The following is an 18,080-nucleotide window of genomic DNA, read 5'->3' as shown; positions in this document are numbered from 1 at the left end:
TCAGCGAAATATTTTCCCATGCTTTTTTGTTGCCGGGAAAGAAGAAGCTGTTCTTGCGAATAAATTAAAAGCTGTCACCCGGATCCGGATGACAGCTTTTGATATTTTAAAGGGTTACTTCATAATTATTAATTTGCGGGTCTGTACAAATCCTGAAGATTCCAGTCTGTAGAGATAGATTCCGCTCGAATAGCCTGTAGCATCAAATTTAACCGAATAGCTTCCCGGTGTCATCATTTCATCCACAAGCACTTCCAATTCCCTTCCGAGCAGGTCATAAACACTTAACATTACTTTTCCTCCTGTCGCGATCTTGAAATCAAATGTGGTTGAAGGATTGAAAGGATTGGGATAATTTTGATCGAGGCTGAAAGTTGTGGGGGCTCCAATTTCGACAGTCACTTCAGAACTTAGTGCAACAGTACCGTCGAGATCGATTTGACGAAGTCTGTAAATCTGTGTTCCTGCCGGAATATTCCTGTCGGTAAAACTGTATTGCTTTATCTCAGCAGTGGTTCCGGCTCCTTGAACAAAGCCAACTTCGATAAAACCATCGGCGGATTTTCTTTCGATGCTGAAGCCTTTATTATTGGTTTCGGTGGAAGTTGCCCATTGCAGTTCAACCTGACCGTCTTTAGGAACAGCCTCGAAACGGTTTAATTCAACAGGGACAGGTCCGCAGCTTCCCTGAATTCCAAATGAAGTCAGTTCAACGCCGGGCCAGCCAAGTACCAGGGCAGTTGAGCCATTGGTTAAATTTGCTGTACGCAGCTCTCCAGACATTGCAGTGTTGTTATAGGCAGCGAGGTAAAGAGTGTTTGTAGCGAAGTCAAAATCAACATCCTGAGCATAATTCGCATCAAAGTTCAACGCTCCCAATACTGTTCCGGCACCTGTTCCGGGATTTATGGATACCAGACTGTCTGTCACTATATCAACCCCATAAATCTCTCCGGTGCAATTTATTCCAATTGCGATAATACACGGAGCGTTTGTAATTTCGCCGACAAGAGTTGCAGCAGCAGTGGTCAAATTTATTGTGTACAGAAATGAAGTCGTTAAATTTGAGGCACTTAGATACATTTTGGAGTCCGCAGGATTCCAACTAATGGAGGTGACGGTTAGTCCTGCGGTGACTCCAGTAATTACACCAACCACAGTTTCAGCCCCGGTCAAATAATTTACGGTTATAAGTGAGTTGAGGTTACCATTTATCGCGTAGAAGACTCCCTGCCCGTCAAAATCTCCACCCATATGTAGAAATCCACCGTTGGGTCCAATCTGCGTAAGAGTACCGGCAGGAATTGCGGCACTAAACCACAGATTACCAATTCCATCGCTGCCATAGGCGATTGTTGTTGTCAAATTATCGTTTTTGGTGACCTCTTTTACAGGATTCTGAGTAGCCGGAGCCCTGCCGATGGAGGTTTCATGATTTTGGGAAAATAACTGATCAGTAAAACAGAATAGTGTTATTAACAGGAAAAAAGGGAGGTTTCTTGTGAAGATTTTCATCTATTAATCCTTTCAGGATTATTATAATTTTGGAAGTCTTAATTTGATGTCTGAATATATACATGTTAGATTCATAAATAATTCACATACAAAATACAAGACACTTCGAAAAATAAATAATTATTTTTAGAATAACAAATTTCAAGAGATAATTTGTTTACATTTGTAAAAAAATTCCGGTTCATTACCAAGTCAACAGATTTGATTATTTTAAATGTCTGATTGAATCAATTCTCCAAGATGAGTCTTAAGATAAAGAAAGTTTAAATATCATGAAACCGTGTAAGATATTGCTCTTGTTAATAGTCTTTTCAATACCGTTGTTCCCACAGTTCCAGAACATCAGGATGTCTACAACGAATGCATCGAGCCCGAACGAGGTGTCGATAGCAATTAATCCGACCAACCCCGACATTATTGCAGGTGGGGCGAACATCAGCTATTTTTATGTTTCCACAAACAGGGGAGCCACCTGGACTCAGAAGCAGATGACTTCCTCACTTGGTGTTTGGGGTGATCCATGTCTTTTGTACGATCACCGCGGATATCTCTACTATGGTCATCTTTCAAATCCCACGGTGGGTTACTGGATTGACAGGATCGTGGTTCAAAGATCGACAAACAACGGTACCACCTGGAATGACGGTGCTGGTGTCGGGCTTACTCCGCCTAAAGAGCAGGACAAAGAGTGGCTGGCAGCAGATTATCACAGTCCTCTCTACAAAGGGAATATCTACATGTCATGGACAGAATTCGATAATTACGGGAGCGGATCCGTCTCCGACAGTTCGAGGATTCTGTTCAGCAGAAGCACAGATGCGGGAATTACCTGGAGCACTCCCGTAAAAGTGAGCGACAGAAGCGGTGACTGCGTGGATGAGGACAATACTGTGGAAGGTGCAGTACCTGCGGTTGGTCCGAATGGAGAAGTTTATGTTTCGTGGACGGGTCCGCATGGAATAATGTTTGACAAATCGCTTGATGGTGGAGTGACTTTTGGAAATGACAGATTTGTGGCTACACATCCGGGCGGATGGGATTATTCAGTCCCGGGAATCTACCGTGCAAACGGATTGACAGTAACGGTTTGCGACACTTCCCGGGGAATTCATCGCGGCAATATTTACATTAACTGGTCGGATCAGGGAGCCGGGTCGACAAACACGGATGTTTATATTGCAAGATCCACGGATGGAGGCAACACATGGAGCGCTCCAATAAAAGTAAATAATGACAACTCGTCACGACATCAGTTTTTCTGCTGGCTTACAGTGGATCAGGCAACGGGAGTCCTTTATTCAATTTTTTATGACAGAAGAAACACCACGGGAAATCTTACTGATGTTTTTGTTGCGAAATCGGTTGATGGAGGGCTTACCTGGGAAAATTTTAAAGTAAGTGAAACATCTTTCAACCCCTCCTCGGGCGTGTTTTTCGGTGATTATACAGGTATATCAGCATTTCAGGGGAGAGTGTATCCAATTTGGATGAGAGCTGACAACACCACAATGTCGATTTGGACAGCTCCATTCTTTGATTCCGCGGCGGTTCTTCCGGTCGAGCTTACCGGTTTTTCTGCTTCGGTGGAAGAGAGCAAGATTTTTCTGGAATGGCAGACTGCCAGTGAAGTGAACAATCGTGGTTTCGAGGTGGAAAGGGCTAAGATGGTAACGGCATTTGATAAAAACCTGACATGGTCGACAGTGGGGTTTGTTAAGGGCAAAGGGACCTCACTTTATCCATCAAGATACTATTTTGAAGATGAGAGACAGTCTCCCGGATTTTACAAATACAGACTTAAACAAATAGATCTAAACGGTGATTTCTCATATTCAAATGAAATTCTCATCGATTTAGCCAATCCTTATGCTTATGCGCTTTTCCAGAACTATCCCAATCCATTTAATCCTTCAACTGTTATTTCATACGAGTTGCCCAAGCCGGGGTGGGTTTCATTGAAAGTATATGATATTACGGGAAACATTGTTTCCACTCTGGTGAACGGATACAAGAATGCAGGAGTGCACGAGGTTGATTTTGATATCAGTTCAGCAAAATCAAGTTTTTCATCGGGTGTTTATGTTTACAGGATGGAGACTGACGGGTATGTTTCTTCGCGCAAGATGATAGTACTAAAATAATCCAACAATTTTAAGTTATTAAGCCCTGTCGCCAGAGGCAGGGCTTAAAAAATTATTTCTCCTTTTTTGCATCCGGAAATGAAACAATGAACCGGCTCCCTTCTCCCGGGTGACTGATCACATCGATTGAACCTCCGTGTCTTTTCGCAAATTCCCTGCAGAGTACCAGTCCCAAACCCGATCCTTTTTCTCTTTCAGTTCCGGAAGTCTGCAGATTTCCGTGCTGTTCAAACAATCCCGGCAAATCAGACTCTTTTATCCCGACACCTTGGTCACTGACGATCAAAACAAGCTCATCGTTACCTTTTACAGCCGTTACGAGAATCGATCCACCCCGGTGACTAAACTTTATGCCGTTCGAAACGAGATTCTGAATAATTGTCGTTAGCATGTTTTTGTCGGCAAAAATCCGCGTCTCCTGTAAAACTCCATTTATCAGAACAATTTTTTTTAAGGGCTATGGTAGAGATTATTTCGAACGCCTGGTCTGTAATGGAAGCCAGATTCAATTCCTCCGGCTCGAAGGATATTTTGTCCCTTTGTATCAGAGACCAGTTTAAGAGATTCTCAAGGAGTCCGTACAAATTAGATATCGATTTGAAAAGAGTATCTGCGTAGTGCCTGATCTGCTCCCTGGATAATTTATCAGCGTCTTCGAGAAGCATTTGAGAGAAATTTAACAGAATATGAAAAGGGCTGCGAAGGTCATGAGAGATCATCGAGAAGAATTTATCTTTAGTTGAATTAATTGCTGCGAGTCTCTCGGAATTTAGAAGCATCTCAAGTTCAACTTTTTTTCGTGTGGTGATATCTCTGATTATCATACTGCTGTGAGGGAGTCCATCGAGGTAAAATAGTGCGGTGGCAACTTCGATTGGAAATTTTGTACCGTCGGGTAGAAGGCCGGTAAGTTCACCAAAAAATTTTCCTGTCTTTGCTCTTTCTTCGAGAGCCGCTGCCAATTTGGGGTCTGTGATGTCAACGATACCCGCTCTTCCGATTCTGCAAATCTCCTCTTCGCTTCTGTTAAACATTTTGCAGGCGCTGGGGTTTGCAGATTCAATTGTGCCGTCGGGTTTGGTAAGAAGAATTGCGTCGATGCTGTTAAGAAGGAGTTGTCGCATTTTTAGTTCACTTCTTTCGAGTTCCTTCAACGCCCTTTTTCGAATTGAAAGATCCTTGGCGACATTACAAGCGTATCCAACTCCGTCGAGTTCGAAATAACTCGATTTAACCTCAACAGGGATTGAAGAACCGGACTTTCTCTTTTGTTCGGTTTCACGGGTAATGGATCCGGCTTCTTTCAGTGTATGAAATTCTTCTGCCCACTTCTCGATTGAACACGATAACAGATCGCAAACATTGAGGGTGGAGAATTCATCTTTAGAATAACAATAGTGCAGAGATGCCGCAGGATTCACGAAGATGAATCTGCCATCCTTGCCAACCCAGTATACGGCATCAGGCAGGTCTTGAACCGTCAGTTCATAAAGCAGAGCAAGATCAGGAGTGTTATCCGTCTTTTGATCCGCATGATTCTCTTTCACCATCATGAGGACTTTCGCGAAACATGCAATGAGCAGTTATAATTACAAAAATCTGCACAAGAAGATGCAAAATAAATTACAGAATTCAAACAAAAGGGATGAAATGTTAATGTTTTTTTTAGTTTTTCTTCCTGTTTTTTGCTATTCTGAAGCCCTGACAGAAAAAAGTCGTATCTGAGGAGTAACCATTTCTGAAGGCGGGCTTTCCTTCGAACCCGAGACCGTACCATGCACCGCCTCTTTTGACACGCCAGTTGCCTGAAGGAGCACCTTTGGGATTGATTTTTGCTTCAGGAGTATAGTCTGCATACCAGTCCCAACACCACTCCATTACATTAAAACTCATGTTGTAGATCCCCAGTTCGTTCGGCGTGTTTCCTGCGACAGGGTATGATCCTTTGTAGATGAGGTGTTCGTTTTTTGAAACGGCTACGGCACTCATTTCATCACTTCCGCTGTAAAAGTAACCCTTGCTCAGATTTCCACCTCTTGCGGCAAATTCCCACTCCGATTCGGTTGGGAGCCTGTAGCCGGGGTTTGGAAGGTTATCGTTCCAGGTTACGCTCCATTTTAGCTTGTCGTATTCGCTTTTATTGCATGTGTCGACAGTGGATCTGTCGATTGTGTAAACAGGATTTAAACCCTCTCTCCTGCTTAGCCAGTTACAAAATTCAATTGCATCGTACCAGCTTACATGAAAGACAGGGAAATCATTGAACATGCTGTCTCTGAGATACCCCCATTCGTTGTGTCTCCAGTTGATTCCTTTGGTAAAAGCAAAATCATCCTTCGTTTTTATATAGCTTGAGTCGATTATCTCTGCCACGGTTTTATATCCCGTTTCGTAAATAAATTTTTTAAAATTTGCCAGCGACACTTCGGTGGTGGAGATGTAATAGTCGGAGACGGTTACAGTGTGTTGAGGAACAGATGCGGAAATAAGATATTTTTCTTTTTCAGTGGCTCCCATTTTAAATGTGCCACCCTCAACCAGCCGCATGAACTCACCATCGGAGGCGAAATATCCGGTGTCTGTTTGTGCGAAGGTGACTGATTGCATTAATAAAATTGAAACGGGCAGGAGGAAAAATCTTACAGAAAAAGAGGACATTGGTGGTTCCATCAATAATTAAAATCAAAGCCTCAATTTAAGGGAAGTTGCATTGTCAGAAAGTCCAAAATAACTTCACCTTCTGTTTATAATTATTTAAATCCGTTCCTGCATATTTACGGGTTCAAATTTTAATTTTATTCTTATTTTTCTCATCATTTTTTTAATAACCGAGAAGATACATGAAAAATCTTATCCTGATGGTTTCAGTCATTTTATTGATGACAGGAATTACCACCGCCCAAAAGAAGGACGATCCAAAAATGATCAAAACACAGAAAGACTATCCGGCACCTCCGGTGGCAAAAAAACAGCCTGTTACTTTTACAGAATTTGGCAATAAAAGAGTTGACAACTACTTCTGGATGAGGGACAAAAAGGATCCGGAGGTTATAAAATATCTCGAGGCAGAAAACGCTTATGCCGATGAGGTAATGGGACACACTAAAGTCCTGCAGGAGACCCTCTACAATGAAATGAAGGGGAGAATAAAGGAGCAGGACAACAGCGTACCGTACCTCGACAATGGCTACTGGTATTACTCCCGTACAGAGACCGGAAAACAATATAACATTCACTGCCGAAAAAAAGGGAACCTGGATGCTCCTGAGGAAGTGATATTTGATGTGAATGCGATGGCAGAAGGAAAGCCGACATTTCTCTTTACAGGATATGAAGTAAGCAAAGATAACCGTTATGCAATTTATTCAAGTAATACAACCGGTTCGTTTGCCGAGGATGATCTTAGAATCAGGGACCTGCAAACGGGTAAAGACCTCGGATTTTTTGTTGCAGGTACACAATCCTATGCGTGGGCTAACGACAGCAAAACAGTCTTCTTTGTTAAAGGGAATGAAGCTCTGAGACCTTATCAGTTATACAGAGCGGATGCTTTTGGCAAAGGGAACGGGACACTGGTTTACGAGGAAAAAGATGAACTCTTCAACATTTCCGTTTACAAAAGTAAAACAAACGATTATCTGATGCTTTATTCGGGAAGTTTTACGACAAGTGAGATTTCTTTACTTGATGCAAACAACCCGACAGGAACTTTCAAACCCTTTATGCCCCGTAAAAAGGATGTTGAGTATTCCGTTTACCCTCATAAGTCGAAATTCTTTGTTCTTTACAAAGATGACAATTCAAAGAATTCCATGGTATATGAAGCTCCGCTAAAGGGGTATGAATCGATGTCAAAATGGAATATCCTGATTGCACATGATCCTCAGGTGAAGATTGAAAATCTTGATGTCTTCGACAATTTTATGGTGGTACAGGAGAGAACCGAGGGATTGCGGAAGCTGAGAACCATCACTTTCGACACATATGTCTCAAGATGGCTTGATTTCCCCGAAGCTGTTTATTCTCTCAATCTGAGTGGTACTCCCGAATACACTTCGAAAACAATCAGATACACTTACACATCACTCAACAGACCATGGACCACTTTTGAATATGATGTCTTTTCAGGTCAGACCAAAAAATTGAAGGTTCAGGAGATTCCGAGTGGATTCAATCCGGATGACTATTCAGTTGAGAGATTGTGGGCAACAGCTCCTGACGGGAAAAAGGTACCGATGGCTGTGGTTTACAAAAAGGACCTTAAAAAAGACGGGAACAATCCTGCACTTTTATATTCCTATGGATCGTATGGAGCTTCCACCGAGGCAAACTTCAACTCGTCGGTTTTCAGCCTCGTTGACCGTGGATTCGTCTATGGCATCGCTCAAATCAGAGGCGGTAGCGAACTCGGTGAAGAGTGGTATGAGGATGGCAAACTCCTGAATAAAAAGAATACATTCACCGATTTCATTGCCTGCGCAGAATATCTGGTGAACAACAAATACACAAAACCGGAGAAACTTGCCATCATGGGTGGAAGTGCCGGCGGACTTCTTGTGGGTGCGTGCGTAAACATGCGTCCCGACCTTTTCCATGTCGTCCTTGCAATCGTCCCGTTTGTGGATGTAATAAACACTATGCTTGACGAGACACTGCCTCTTACAACTCAGGAATGGGAGCAGTGGGGGAATCCAAAGGAAGAAAAGTATTACAAATATATGTTGTCTTACTCGCCTTATGACAATGTAAAAGCGGTTAAATATCCCAACATTTTGGCTACAGGCGGGCTGAACGACTCACAGGTCAGTTTTCATGAGCCGACAAAATTTGTAGCGAAACTGAGAGAGCTAAAAAAGGATGACAACATAACCGTTCTGAAAATGAATATGGAATCCGGTCATGGTGGAGCCTCGGGAAGATATGCCAGATTGAAGGAAGTGGCTTACCAGTACGCTTTTATTCTTGACAGAATGGGCTACACAAAATAGAGTGACTGTCAGCGAAACCTGAAGAGGTCACCAACCTCGAGGACAGGATCCCCTCCGCTGCTTACAAATTCATTGCGGTGGTTGTCATATTTATAATCTGACGACCACCGGTCTATATTTTTCCTTATTTCGGAAACTGCCTCGGCAATCAGGTCAATTTCGTCATTTGTCATTGTTGGATGTATTGATACCCTGACCCATCCGGGTTTTTCGGAGAGGTCGCCATGGCTGATTTTTTCAGTAATTCTTTTAGACATCCAGGGATCGACATTCAGAAGATAGTGTCCGTAAGTGCCTGCGCATGAACAACCACCCCTGACCTGAATTCCATACCTGTCGTTGAGAATTTTCACAACCAGATTATAGTGGATATTATCCATGTAGAATGACACACAACCGAGTCTGTCGCGGTGGTTGCCTGCAAGGATATGGAGTCCGGGTATCCTGTCGAGTTTTTCCATGAATCCCGGCAGCATCTCATGTTCACGGGAAATAATGTTTTCAGTTCCCATCTCTTCCTTCAGCATGATAGCCATTGCAGCCTTTATAGTCTGGAGAAACGGGGGAGTTCCGCCATCCTCCCTTGCTTCAATATCATCCACAAATCTGTATTCACCCCAGGGATTAGTCCAGTCGACTGTGCCTCCACCCGGATCATCGGGCACAGTATTGTGGTAGAGTTCCGAATCAAAAACCAGCACGCCGGGGGTTCCGGGTCCACCGAGAAATTTATGAGGAGAAAAGAAAATGGCATCCAGTTTCTCTGCCGGGTCTGCCGGATGCATATCGATATCCACATAGGGAGCGGAGCAAGCGAAATCGATAAAAGCGTATCCACCTGCTTCATGCATTATTTTAGCGAGTTTATGATATGGAGTTACTATTCCTGTAACATTTGAGCACGCGCTGAAAGCCCCAAATTTCACGGGGCGGTCCTGGTATTTCTCGAGTTCCATTTGCAGATTTTCTTCGGAAACGAGTCCGTTTTCAGCAGGTGGAACCACAACCACATCGCAAATGGTCTCGAGCCATGAAGTTTGGTTGGAATGGTGTTCCATATGAGTAAGGAAGACCACCGGTTTCACAGTCTCTTCCATGTGGATAAATTTCCTCAACAACTCGGGTACCCTTAAACCGAGTATTCTTTGAAATTTGTTGATCACGCCTGTCATTCCTGAACCGGCAGTAATAATGATATCTTTCCCGGAGGCATTTACATGCTCTTTGATTTTTTTGTGGGCATGGTGATATGCCCTTGTCATCACCGAACCCGTATAGTTTGATTCGGAGTGGGTATTCCCTACGAGGGGACCAAACCTGCCGGCAATTGCCTCTTCGATTGGCAGATATAGTCTTCCGCTCGCTATCCAGTCGGCATAGATGAGCTTCTTTTTTCCCTGAATCGTGTTGATTGTCACATCGTTTCCGGAAGTGTTACGGCGAAAGGAGAGAAAATGTTCTTCAAGTTTGGTCATATTTGATTTGAATGTTATTTTAGGTTCGAGAAAATCTTATTAATCTGAATCAGGACTTTTCAGGCAGATTAAATCCTGATCAACTTAAATTTTGAACGATATTTTATGTTAGACCCAAATCATAAAAACTGGGACATAAATAAAGGTGACTATAAGCGCGATTACACTGAGACGAATCGTTTCCTCCGTGAACAGGAAAGGAAGAAAAAAGCCAAACAAGTTCTTCTTGTTACCATCTCGATAACCCTGTTAGTTAGCGCGCTCTACGGAATCTTTTATTTGATGTCAGAATAATTGTCTCTTTATTTCTTTATGAGACCATCATTTCTTATTTTTCAGACAAGAATTTAAAAAAGAATTGTCCAAAAATAAGAAAATAGATGATGCAGTTTTACATAGGAATAGACGGAGGCGGTACCAAGACACATCTTTTTTGTCTTGACGACCAAAATAACAAGATTGGAGAGAGTTTCGGCGGAAACTCCAACTTCCTTATGAACGGGGTAGAAGCCGTTTCAGAGACACTTTTCAATCTTATCAACGATTTCATTTCAACCAACAAACTTGATTACAACGACCTCGTTGCAACGGTACTCGGAACCACAGGTGCCGGCAGAGTTGCAGATGCAAAGCGGCTCGAAGAGGCAGTAATTAAAAAATTCCTTTCCAACAATATCCATTTCCAAAATTTCTCAATAGTATCAGACGCAAGAATCGCACTCGAAACGGCATTTCCCGGCGTTAGTGGAGCAATTCTCATTGCAGGTACCGGTTCCATTATGTTTGGCAAAAATCAAAATGGAGATATCTACAGGGTTGGCGGACTTGGGAGATTTCTTGGTGACGAAGGAAGTGGCTTTAAACTCGGGCAAAGGGGTCTTACAGCCACCGGAAGAGCTATTGACGGAAGAGGTGAAGACACCCTGATAAAAACACTGGTGGAAGAAAAATTCGGATTTAAAGAGCCGAATGACCTGATCACCGCAGTTTATACCAATAATTTTGATATCGCATCTGTTGCGCCTTTGGTGGTTGAAGCTGCCGGTAATGGGGATGCCATCGCTCTCAAAATTCTGGATGAAGAATCTGACGGTTTGATTGACCATGTGAGGGCGATGATGAAAAAATTTGGTGATGAGCCATTGAGACTCTCGTTCGTCGGAAGTGTACTGGTGAAATCAAATAAATTTTCAGAGATGTTCAAAGCAAAACTCGCCGAGAGGCTTCCGCAGGTGGAATTGAAACAAACAGACCATCCTCCCGTAATGGGAGCTGTCTGGCTGGCTCAGAGTGGCAAACTTTAGAAACAGTTTATTCTCCCGGATGAAAAAACATTAAACCAATTTCAGTTTCATCCTTTTTGATTTGTTAACCATTTTTATAATCCCGGAATGATAATAATATGAGTAGAAAAGAACACAGGCACCCCTGGTCATGGATACCCACTCTCTATTTTGCTGAAGGCATCCCCTATGTGATTGTGATGACAGTTTCGGTCGTGATGTACAAGGATTTAGGGGTCTCAAATACAGATATAGCACTGTTTACAAGCTGGCTCTATCTTCCATGGGTTATCAAACCGCTGTGGAGTCCGATTGTTGATATTGTAAAAACGAAGAGGTTGTGGACGGTTGCCATGCAGGGATTGCTTGCAGCCGGGTTTGTCGGTGTGGCTTTCACCCTCACACTACCGATTGAGGATTTCTTTTGGCCCTCGATGATTTTCCTTGCCCTGATGGCACTGGCATCGGCAACTCATGATATTGCCGCAGACGGTTTTTATTTGCTGGCATTGGACAAGGACAAACAATCGTTTTTTGTCGGAATCAGAAGCACATTCTACAGAGCTGCCACACTGTTCGGAAATGGTGTTCTGGTGTTCTTTGCCGGGTATTTCACCAAAAATTATTTCAAAGGTGAAGCAGAACCTGCCTGGATGATAGTTTTTGGAATTGCAGCAGGTCTGTTCCTTCTCTTCTTTGTTTATCACAAATTTATGCTTCCTTATCCCGCTGATGATTCACCGAGAGTGGAAGAGGGGAAGAATAAACTGAATGAATTTTTTCTGGCTTTCGCAGGATTTTTCAAGCAGAAGAAAATTGGTTTGATACTTTTCTTTCTCCTCGTTTACCGTCTGCCTGAAGCTCAGCTTGTGAAAATGGTTGCTCCTTTTCTGAAAGACCCCGTCTCAAAAAGTGGTATGGGATTGAGTAATGAGCAGTTTGCTGTTGTGTATGGAACCGCAGGTATAATCGCCCTCACCATCGGCGGTATACTCGGTGGTATTGCAATCTCGAAACATGGACTTAAGAGATGGATTTGGCCCATGCTTGTAGCGATGCACCTCCCGATTCTTGCTTTCTGGTATCTGGCTGCCACCCCTCCACATGATATCTTTATCATCGGAGTTGCGGTGGTGGTTGAGCAATTTGGTTACGGCTTTGGTTTTGCAGCCTACATGGTCTATATGATGTATGTTTCCGACAACAAATATAAAACTTCCTCCTACGCTGTCTGCACCGGTTTTATGGCATTGGGTATGATGATTCCGGGCATGTGGTCCGGCTGGCTGGAGGAGACGGTGGGATATTCCAACTTTTTCATGATTGTGCTACTCACGGCAATCCCAAGCCTCTTTGCGACATGGCTGATTCCGCTTGACGCCGATTATGGAAAAAAATAGCCCGTCACGGACGATGGACAGCAAAATGGTCAGGCTTTCGACGCTTCTTTTGCTCCTTTTTCTTTCGATCACCGGTTGTGAAAAAAAGGTGGTTGATGGAAGTGAGCCGGAAACAGCCGTAGCTGCGGATGATATCTACAGCAAGCTGGAAGAGACACCCGACCCCGGTGAAATATTCTCGACTGAACCTGACCCCTTCATCGATTCCATCCTCTCAAAAATGACGCTGGAGGAGAAAGTCGGGCAGTTGCTGTTTCCTGCAGTTCAACCCGGGAGAATGACAAAGGAATATCTCGAAAACAAGCATTTCGAAAACTATAAACCTGGCGGCTTTGTCCTTTTCGGTTCGAGCATGATGAAATCAGCTCAGTTGATAAGGGAATTGCAGCAGTATTCCAAAATTCCTTTACTCTTTGCGGAAGATTTTGAAAGGGGAGTTGCGATGCGGATTCCCGGTGCAAAATCATATCCTTTCAACATGGCACTGGCAGCAGCAAACTCGCCTCTCCTTGTTTATGAAATGGGAAAGAGGATTGCCCGTGATTCAAAAATTCTCGGGGTCAACTGGAATCTCAGCCCCGTTGCAGATATCAATAACAATATCGCAAATCCTATCATTAATGTCCGTTCGTTTGGTGAGGACCCAGAACAGGTGGCTGAACTGGCAATTATGATGATGAAGGGTCTTCATGCCGGGGGTGTACTCTCATCTTTAAAACACTTCCCCGGACACGGCAACACTTCCACCGATTCTCACACAGATCTCGCAGTAATAAAAGGTACTGATGAACAGTTTCGTTCGACCGAACTTTTTCCTTTCAGAAAATGCATCGAGAAAGGGGCTTACAGTGTCATGGTCGGGCATCTTGGAGTGGAATCACAAAATACACCCGATACACCTGCAACACTCTCCTACAACATTGTAACGAAATTACTGAGGGAACAGCTTGGCTTCAAGGGTATCGCAAATACCGATGCAATGAGCATGAAGGCTGTTTCCAAGTATAACAAACCCGGAGAGGCAGCGGTAAGGACGATAAAGGCGGGGATGGATGTAATCATGGCATCGCTCGATTCCAAGGAAGCATTCATTGCCATAGTTGCAGCCGTCAGGAGGGGAGAGATTAAGGAATCCAGAATTGACCTTTCAGTTAGAAAAGTGTTGCAGGCGAAAAGATGGACCGGACTTTTCGACAGCAAGCCCGCTTCGATTTCAGAAGTATCGAAACTTGATGCCGAGCGGGAGGTGGATGAGATTGCAAGGGACCTTGCAATCAGGTCGATTACACTGTTGAAATCAAATCCGGGTCTGTTTCCGTTGGACAAAAAGAAAAAATACTTTCATCTGGTAATTAAGGACGGGCGTGATTTCCCTAATTATAAGTCGTTCCTCAGTGAGCTGAATTCCAGAAATAAAAATATTGACACCTGGGAATTACCTTTGAAACCTGATGATACAGATCTTGAAATTCTCTCCGAGAAACTCACAGGTACCAAAGAGGTGATAGTCTCTGTTTATCTTCAGATCCGTAATGCGACAGGGAAGATTAACATGGAAAAATCGACCATAAAAGTAGTGCAGGATCTTCTGAAGAAGGGGAAAAAAGTTATTCTGCTGGCGCACTGTCATCCCTACATTTTGTTGAATTTTCCCCAGGTTGATGTATTTGTGACGAACTATGGAGCCGAGATTGCGGGTGAGAAAGCGCTGGCGGCTGCTGTTTTTGGCGAAAACAATATCTCGGGTAGACTTCCGGTATCCATTCCCGGCACCGAATTTAAAAGAGGGAGTGGAATCGACTTGTTGAAAGAACAGGGCAGAACCCAGGGACTTTCTGACAAGTACAAGAGAATTGATGAGCTGGTAAACAGCGGAATAAAGGATTCCATCTTTCCCGGGGCAGCAATTTCCATAATCAAGGATGGAAAATTGTTCTATGAGAATTCGTACGGGCGATTCACATATGAGCCCTCATCTTTCTCAGTAAAAACAAATTCGATGTATGACATTGCATCCCTGACAAAAGTGACAGCAACCACTTTTGCAGTGATGAAACTGCTTGAGGAGGGGAAAATCTCGCTCGATGATCCTGTCGAAAAATATATTCCCGGGTTTGTGAATAAAAAAAAAGTTACAATAAAAACCATTCTAACCCACACTTCCGGTCTGCCTGCTTCGGGTAAGTTTTTCAGGTCGGTGAAGGGTCCTGACGAAATATTTAATGAAATTTGCGAACTGAATCTGGATTATAAGACAGGTACGAAAACTGTTTATTCTGATCTTGGGATGATCGTGCTCGGCAGACTTGTCGAGAAAGTTGCGGGAAAGAATCTCGATCAATTTATGAGGGAGATATTGTGGAGCCCGATAGGGATGTTGAGCACAAAATATAATCCCGAGCAGGTCGACATTCCATATTGCGTACCGACAGAAATAGATGATTTCTGGAGAAACAGGTTGATACAAGGATCGGTTCACGATGAAAACTGTTTTGCACTCGGAGGAATGACGGGGCACGCGGGCTTATTTTCCACCGTTGAAGACATCAGAAAATTTATGATAATGTTTCTCTCCGGAGGAGTTTTTGACGGTGTTAGATATCTGAAACAGGAGACAATCACTCAATTTATTACCCGTCAAAGCAACAATTCATCAAGAGCACTCGGATGGGACACCAACTTCAAACATGCCGGTGTAGGGGGAAAATCGTTTGCTGAGAACTCATTCGGACATACAGGTTTTACCGGCACATCCATTTGGGCTGATTACCGGAAAAAATTTGCTGTCATCCTTTTTACAAACAGGGTCTATCCGACAAGGAAAAAAGAGGGAATAAAAAACTTCAGAATCAGACTTCATGAGGCATTAGCCACACTTCTGATGTAGATTTAATTGATTTTCCCGATATTTTTTCAAATATTTGCTTAAACGATTTTGAATTATTGGAGAACAATCTTTGCAACAGGCAAATATTACCAATGTAAAACCCCTCCTTCAGAGTTACACACTCGATGGCGACTTAATTCTTTGCATTTTTCAATGTGCTTCCACGGGACAGAAGTTTGCTGCCATGTCCCATATTCCCACCACTATTAATGAACCTGTTTTTAGAGGAAGTGAAGAGAGTGCACTTAATAATGTAAGGCACTCGATGTCCCGCATATTTCAGAAAATAATAAACGGCAGGTTTGGAAGCAGAATTTACGATGATGAAAAGTTTTTTGATACAAAGGCAATTCTCCATAATCGTGTAAGTCAGCCTTCGGAGGATGCCATTAATACCGGTATAGTTCTCGCTTTCACTTCCATTAGTTCTCATTTCAGATGGGACGAGGAGTCACAATCGTGGACTGCGAACCGGATACCGGAGGACTTGAAGCAATACGGGTTCGAGAAAATCCTCCGTGAAGGAAAACCACTGGTGGATTCGGAAAAGAAATTCCTTTCCAGAGTTCTGTTGATGGTTGCCGGAGCGGACGAAACTTTGAGGGAAATAGAAAAGCTTTTCCTCTTTGACTTCATTTTTCCGGTACCCAGGGATCTGAGTGACATAAGAGTACCGCATGAGATAACCCGGGAAGAGTGCGACGAACAAACCCGCTTTGAATTCAAAAAGGCCGTAATTTTGTTCGCTTGGGCAATAGCCTTAACCGACAGGGAGCTTGACAGACGGGAAGCGGATTTCATTATGGAACTGGGGAGCAAGATGAAACTGGACGAGGTTCTTGTGATGAATCTTTGTGAAATTGCCGGGAAATTTGTACTCGTAAAATACCTCGAACATTTGTCTGCCGGGCTGACAGACAGAGAAAAAATTAAAGCAAAAGCCAGGGAGATCTCAAGAATTCTCCTTTTAAGTGATGAAGAAACAACCGAGGTGATCGGGAAATTTTTCTCTGAATAATTGCATTTCCCAATAACTGATTAAAAAAAATAAAGTAAATGAAATTCCTTTTATCGTTCTTTGAAATAGAAAAACACGGCTCCTCCGTAAAAACAGAAATATTAGCCGGTATTACAACTTTTTTCACCATTTCGTATATCATTATCGTTAATCCGAAAGTGCTGGCTGTCGCCGGAATTCCTGAGGAACCGACAATGGTTGCCACAATTCTGGTAGCTTTTCTGGGCACATTTTTAATGGGAGTCTATGCGAAACGACCCTTTGCAATCGCTCCATATATGGGGATGAATGCTTTTATCGCATATACTGTTGTAAAAATAATGGGGCATTCCTGGCAAACAGCCATTGGTGCAATATTGATCAGCGGTATCATCCTCATTGTCCTTACGGTAACAGGATTGCGGGGCTGGCTGGCAAAATCGATACCGACTTCGCTGAAACTTGCATGCACTGTGGGAATCGGTTTTTTCCTAACTTTTATCGGATTGATCAAATCGGGGATAATTGAAAGTGCAGGTGGTCCACCTGTTAGAATCGGACATCTGAACAACCCCGAGGTCTATCTGGCTATACTCGGGTTTATCGTCATTGCGCTTCTGATGATGAAAAAGGTGAAGGGAGCTATTCTCCTTGGAATTCTCGCAATCACTTTTCTGGGGTTTGTTACGGGATTGGAGGATCTCCCAAAGAGATGGGTTAGCATGCCACCCGATATTTCGCCGATAGTATGGCAGTTTGATCTGATAGGGGCACTTCAATGGAGTTTTGCATCGATTATTTTAACGATCGTTGTAATGGACATTGTTGATACTATTGGAACCCTGATGGCGCTTTCGATGGTGGGTAATTTACTGGATGAGAAGGGTGAACTGCCTCATGTAGAGAGACCGATGCTGAGTGATGCGATTGCAACCACTCTTGCAGGTATAATTGGAACCACAACTGCCGGAGCTTACATCGACTCTGCAACCGGAATTGAAGCAGGGGGGAGAACAGGCCTTACCGCGGTGGTTACATCGTTTCTCTTTTTACTGACGCTTTTTATTTCACCATTTGTGGCGGCGATTCCGGCTTACGCTTATGCACCGGCATTGATGGTTGTGGGTCTGTTGATGATCGGCATGGTCACACATCTCAATTTTACAGATTTTAGTGAGGCGGTACCCGTATTTGTTACTATTGTTCTGATGGCATTCAGTTATAATATAGGGATAGGGATGACAGGTGGATTCATTGTTTACATCATTTTTAAGCTTGCGGCTAAACGGAGTTCCGAAATATCAACCGGTATGTGGGCACTGGGCATTATCTCTTTGATACTGTTCATAATTTACCCCTACTGATGATGCTCAGCTTCAGGCAAATTACAGAAA

At 43.3% G+C, this 18,080-nt stretch carries 13 protein-coding genes; 8 read left to right on the top strand and 5 right to left on the bottom strand.

The window, feature by feature from the left end; genetic code table 11:
- Positions 1-114: 114 nt before the first annotated feature.
- Positions 115-1,515, bottom strand: a complete 1,401-nt coding sequence (locus LCH52_04890; protein ID MCA0387812.1) for a T9SS type A sorting domain-containing protein — start codon at positions 1,513-1,515, stop codon at positions 115-117.
- Positions 1,516-1,862: 347 nt separating this feature from the next.
- Here LCH52_04890 and LCH52_04885 point away from each other — a divergent pair, with 347 nt between their 5' ends.
- Positions 1,863-3,656: a T9SS type A sorting domain-containing protein gene (locus tag LCH52_04885; GenBank protein MCA0387811.1), complete on the top strand. Its 1,794-nt coding sequence runs from the start codon at positions 1,863-1,865 to the stop codon at positions 3,654-3,656.
- Between the two features lie 52 nt (positions 3,657-3,708).
- Here the strand turns inward: LCH52_04885 and LCH52_04880 are convergent, their stop codons facing one another.
- From LCH52_04880 to LCH52_04870, 3 genes are all read right to left on the bottom strand, one after another.
- The gene (locus tag LCH52_04880) at positions 3,709-4,047 is read right to left on the bottom strand and encodes an ATP-binding protein (protein ID MCA0387810.1); all 339 of its coding nucleotides are present in this window, start codon (positions 4,045-4,047) and stop codon (positions 3,709-3,711) included.
- On the bottom strand, positions 3,998-5,209 hold the full coding sequence (locus LCH52_04875) for a PAS domain S-box protein (protein MCA0387809.1): 1,212 nt from the start codon (positions 5,207-5,209) through the stop codon (positions 3,998-4,000). The genes LCH52_04880 and LCH52_04875 overlap by 50 nt, the downstream gene beginning before the upstream one ends.
- A 112-nt stretch (positions 5,210-5,321) precedes the next feature.
- On the bottom strand, positions 5,322-6,314 hold the full coding sequence (locus LCH52_04870; GenBank protein ID MCA0387808.1) for a formylglycine-generating enzyme family protein: 993 nt from the start codon (positions 6,312-6,314) through the stop codon (positions 5,322-5,324).
- 182 nt (positions 6,315-6,496) lie between these two features.
- Between LCH52_04870 and LCH52_04865 the strand changes: the two genes are divergently transcribed.
- The gene (locus tag LCH52_04865) at positions 6,497-8,644 is read left to right on the top strand and encodes a S9 family peptidase (GenBank protein ID MCA0387807.1); all 2,148 of its coding nucleotides are present in this window, start codon (positions 6,497-6,499) and stop codon (positions 8,642-8,644) included.
- Between the two features lie 8 nt (positions 8,645-8,652).
- On the opposite strand, the gene LCH52_04860 is transcribed toward LCH52_04865, so the two are convergent.
- Positions 8,653-10,119, bottom strand: coding sequence for an aminotransferase class V-fold PLP-dependent enzyme (locus tag LCH52_04860; protein ID MCA0387806.1), 1,467 nt, complete (start codon positions 10,117-10,119; stop codon positions 8,653-8,655).
- A gap of 105 nt (positions 10,120-10,224) precedes the next feature.
- On the opposite strand from LCH52_04860, the gene LCH52_04855 reads away from it, so the two are divergent.
- The 6 genes from LCH52_04855 to LCH52_04830 all read left to right on the top strand — a co-directional run bounded on the left by LCH52_04855 (position 10,225) and on the right by LCH52_04830 (position 18,050).
- Positions 10,225-10,413 (top strand): hypothetical protein, encoded by a 189-nt coding sequence (locus LCH52_04855; GenBank protein MCA0387805.1) that lies wholly within the window; start codon positions 10,225-10,227, stop codon positions 10,411-10,413.
- 86 nt (positions 10,414-10,499) lie between these two features.
- Positions 10,500-11,423 (top strand): hypothetical protein, encoded by a 924-nt coding sequence (locus LCH52_04850; GenBank protein ID MCA0387804.1) that lies wholly within the window; start codon positions 10,500-10,502, stop codon positions 11,421-11,423.
- Between the two features lie 98 nt (positions 11,424-11,521).
- On the top strand, positions 11,522-12,802 hold the full coding sequence (locus LCH52_04845) for an MFS transporter (GenBank protein MCA0387803.1): 1,281 nt from the start codon (positions 11,522-11,524) through the stop codon (positions 12,800-12,802).
- Positions 12,789-15,689 (top strand): serine hydrolase, encoded by a 2,901-nt coding sequence (locus LCH52_04840; GenBank protein MCA0387802.1) that lies wholly within the window; start codon positions 12,789-12,791, stop codon positions 15,687-15,689. Before LCH52_04845 ends, LCH52_04840 begins: the two co-directional genes overlap by 14 nt.
- Positions 15,690-15,759: 70 nt before the next feature.
- Positions 15,760-16,707, top strand: coding sequence for a hypothetical protein (locus LCH52_04835; protein ID MCA0387801.1), 948 nt, complete (start codon positions 15,760-15,762; stop codon positions 16,705-16,707).
- A gap of 38 nt (positions 16,708-16,745) precedes the next feature.
- Positions 16,746-18,050, top strand: a complete 1,305-nt coding sequence (locus LCH52_04830) for an NCS2 family permease (GenBank protein ID MCA0387800.1) — start codon at positions 16,746-16,748, stop codon at positions 18,048-18,050.
- Positions 18,051-18,080: the final 30 nt, after the last annotated feature.

Source organism: Bacteroidota bacterium, from assembly GCA_020161395.1.
In the GTDB taxonomy this organism is placed as follows: Bacteria; Bacteroidota; Ignavibacteria; order Ignavibacteriales; family Ignavibacteriaceae; genus UTCHB3.
This window is presented reverse-complemented; position numbering and strand designations above follow the sequence as displayed.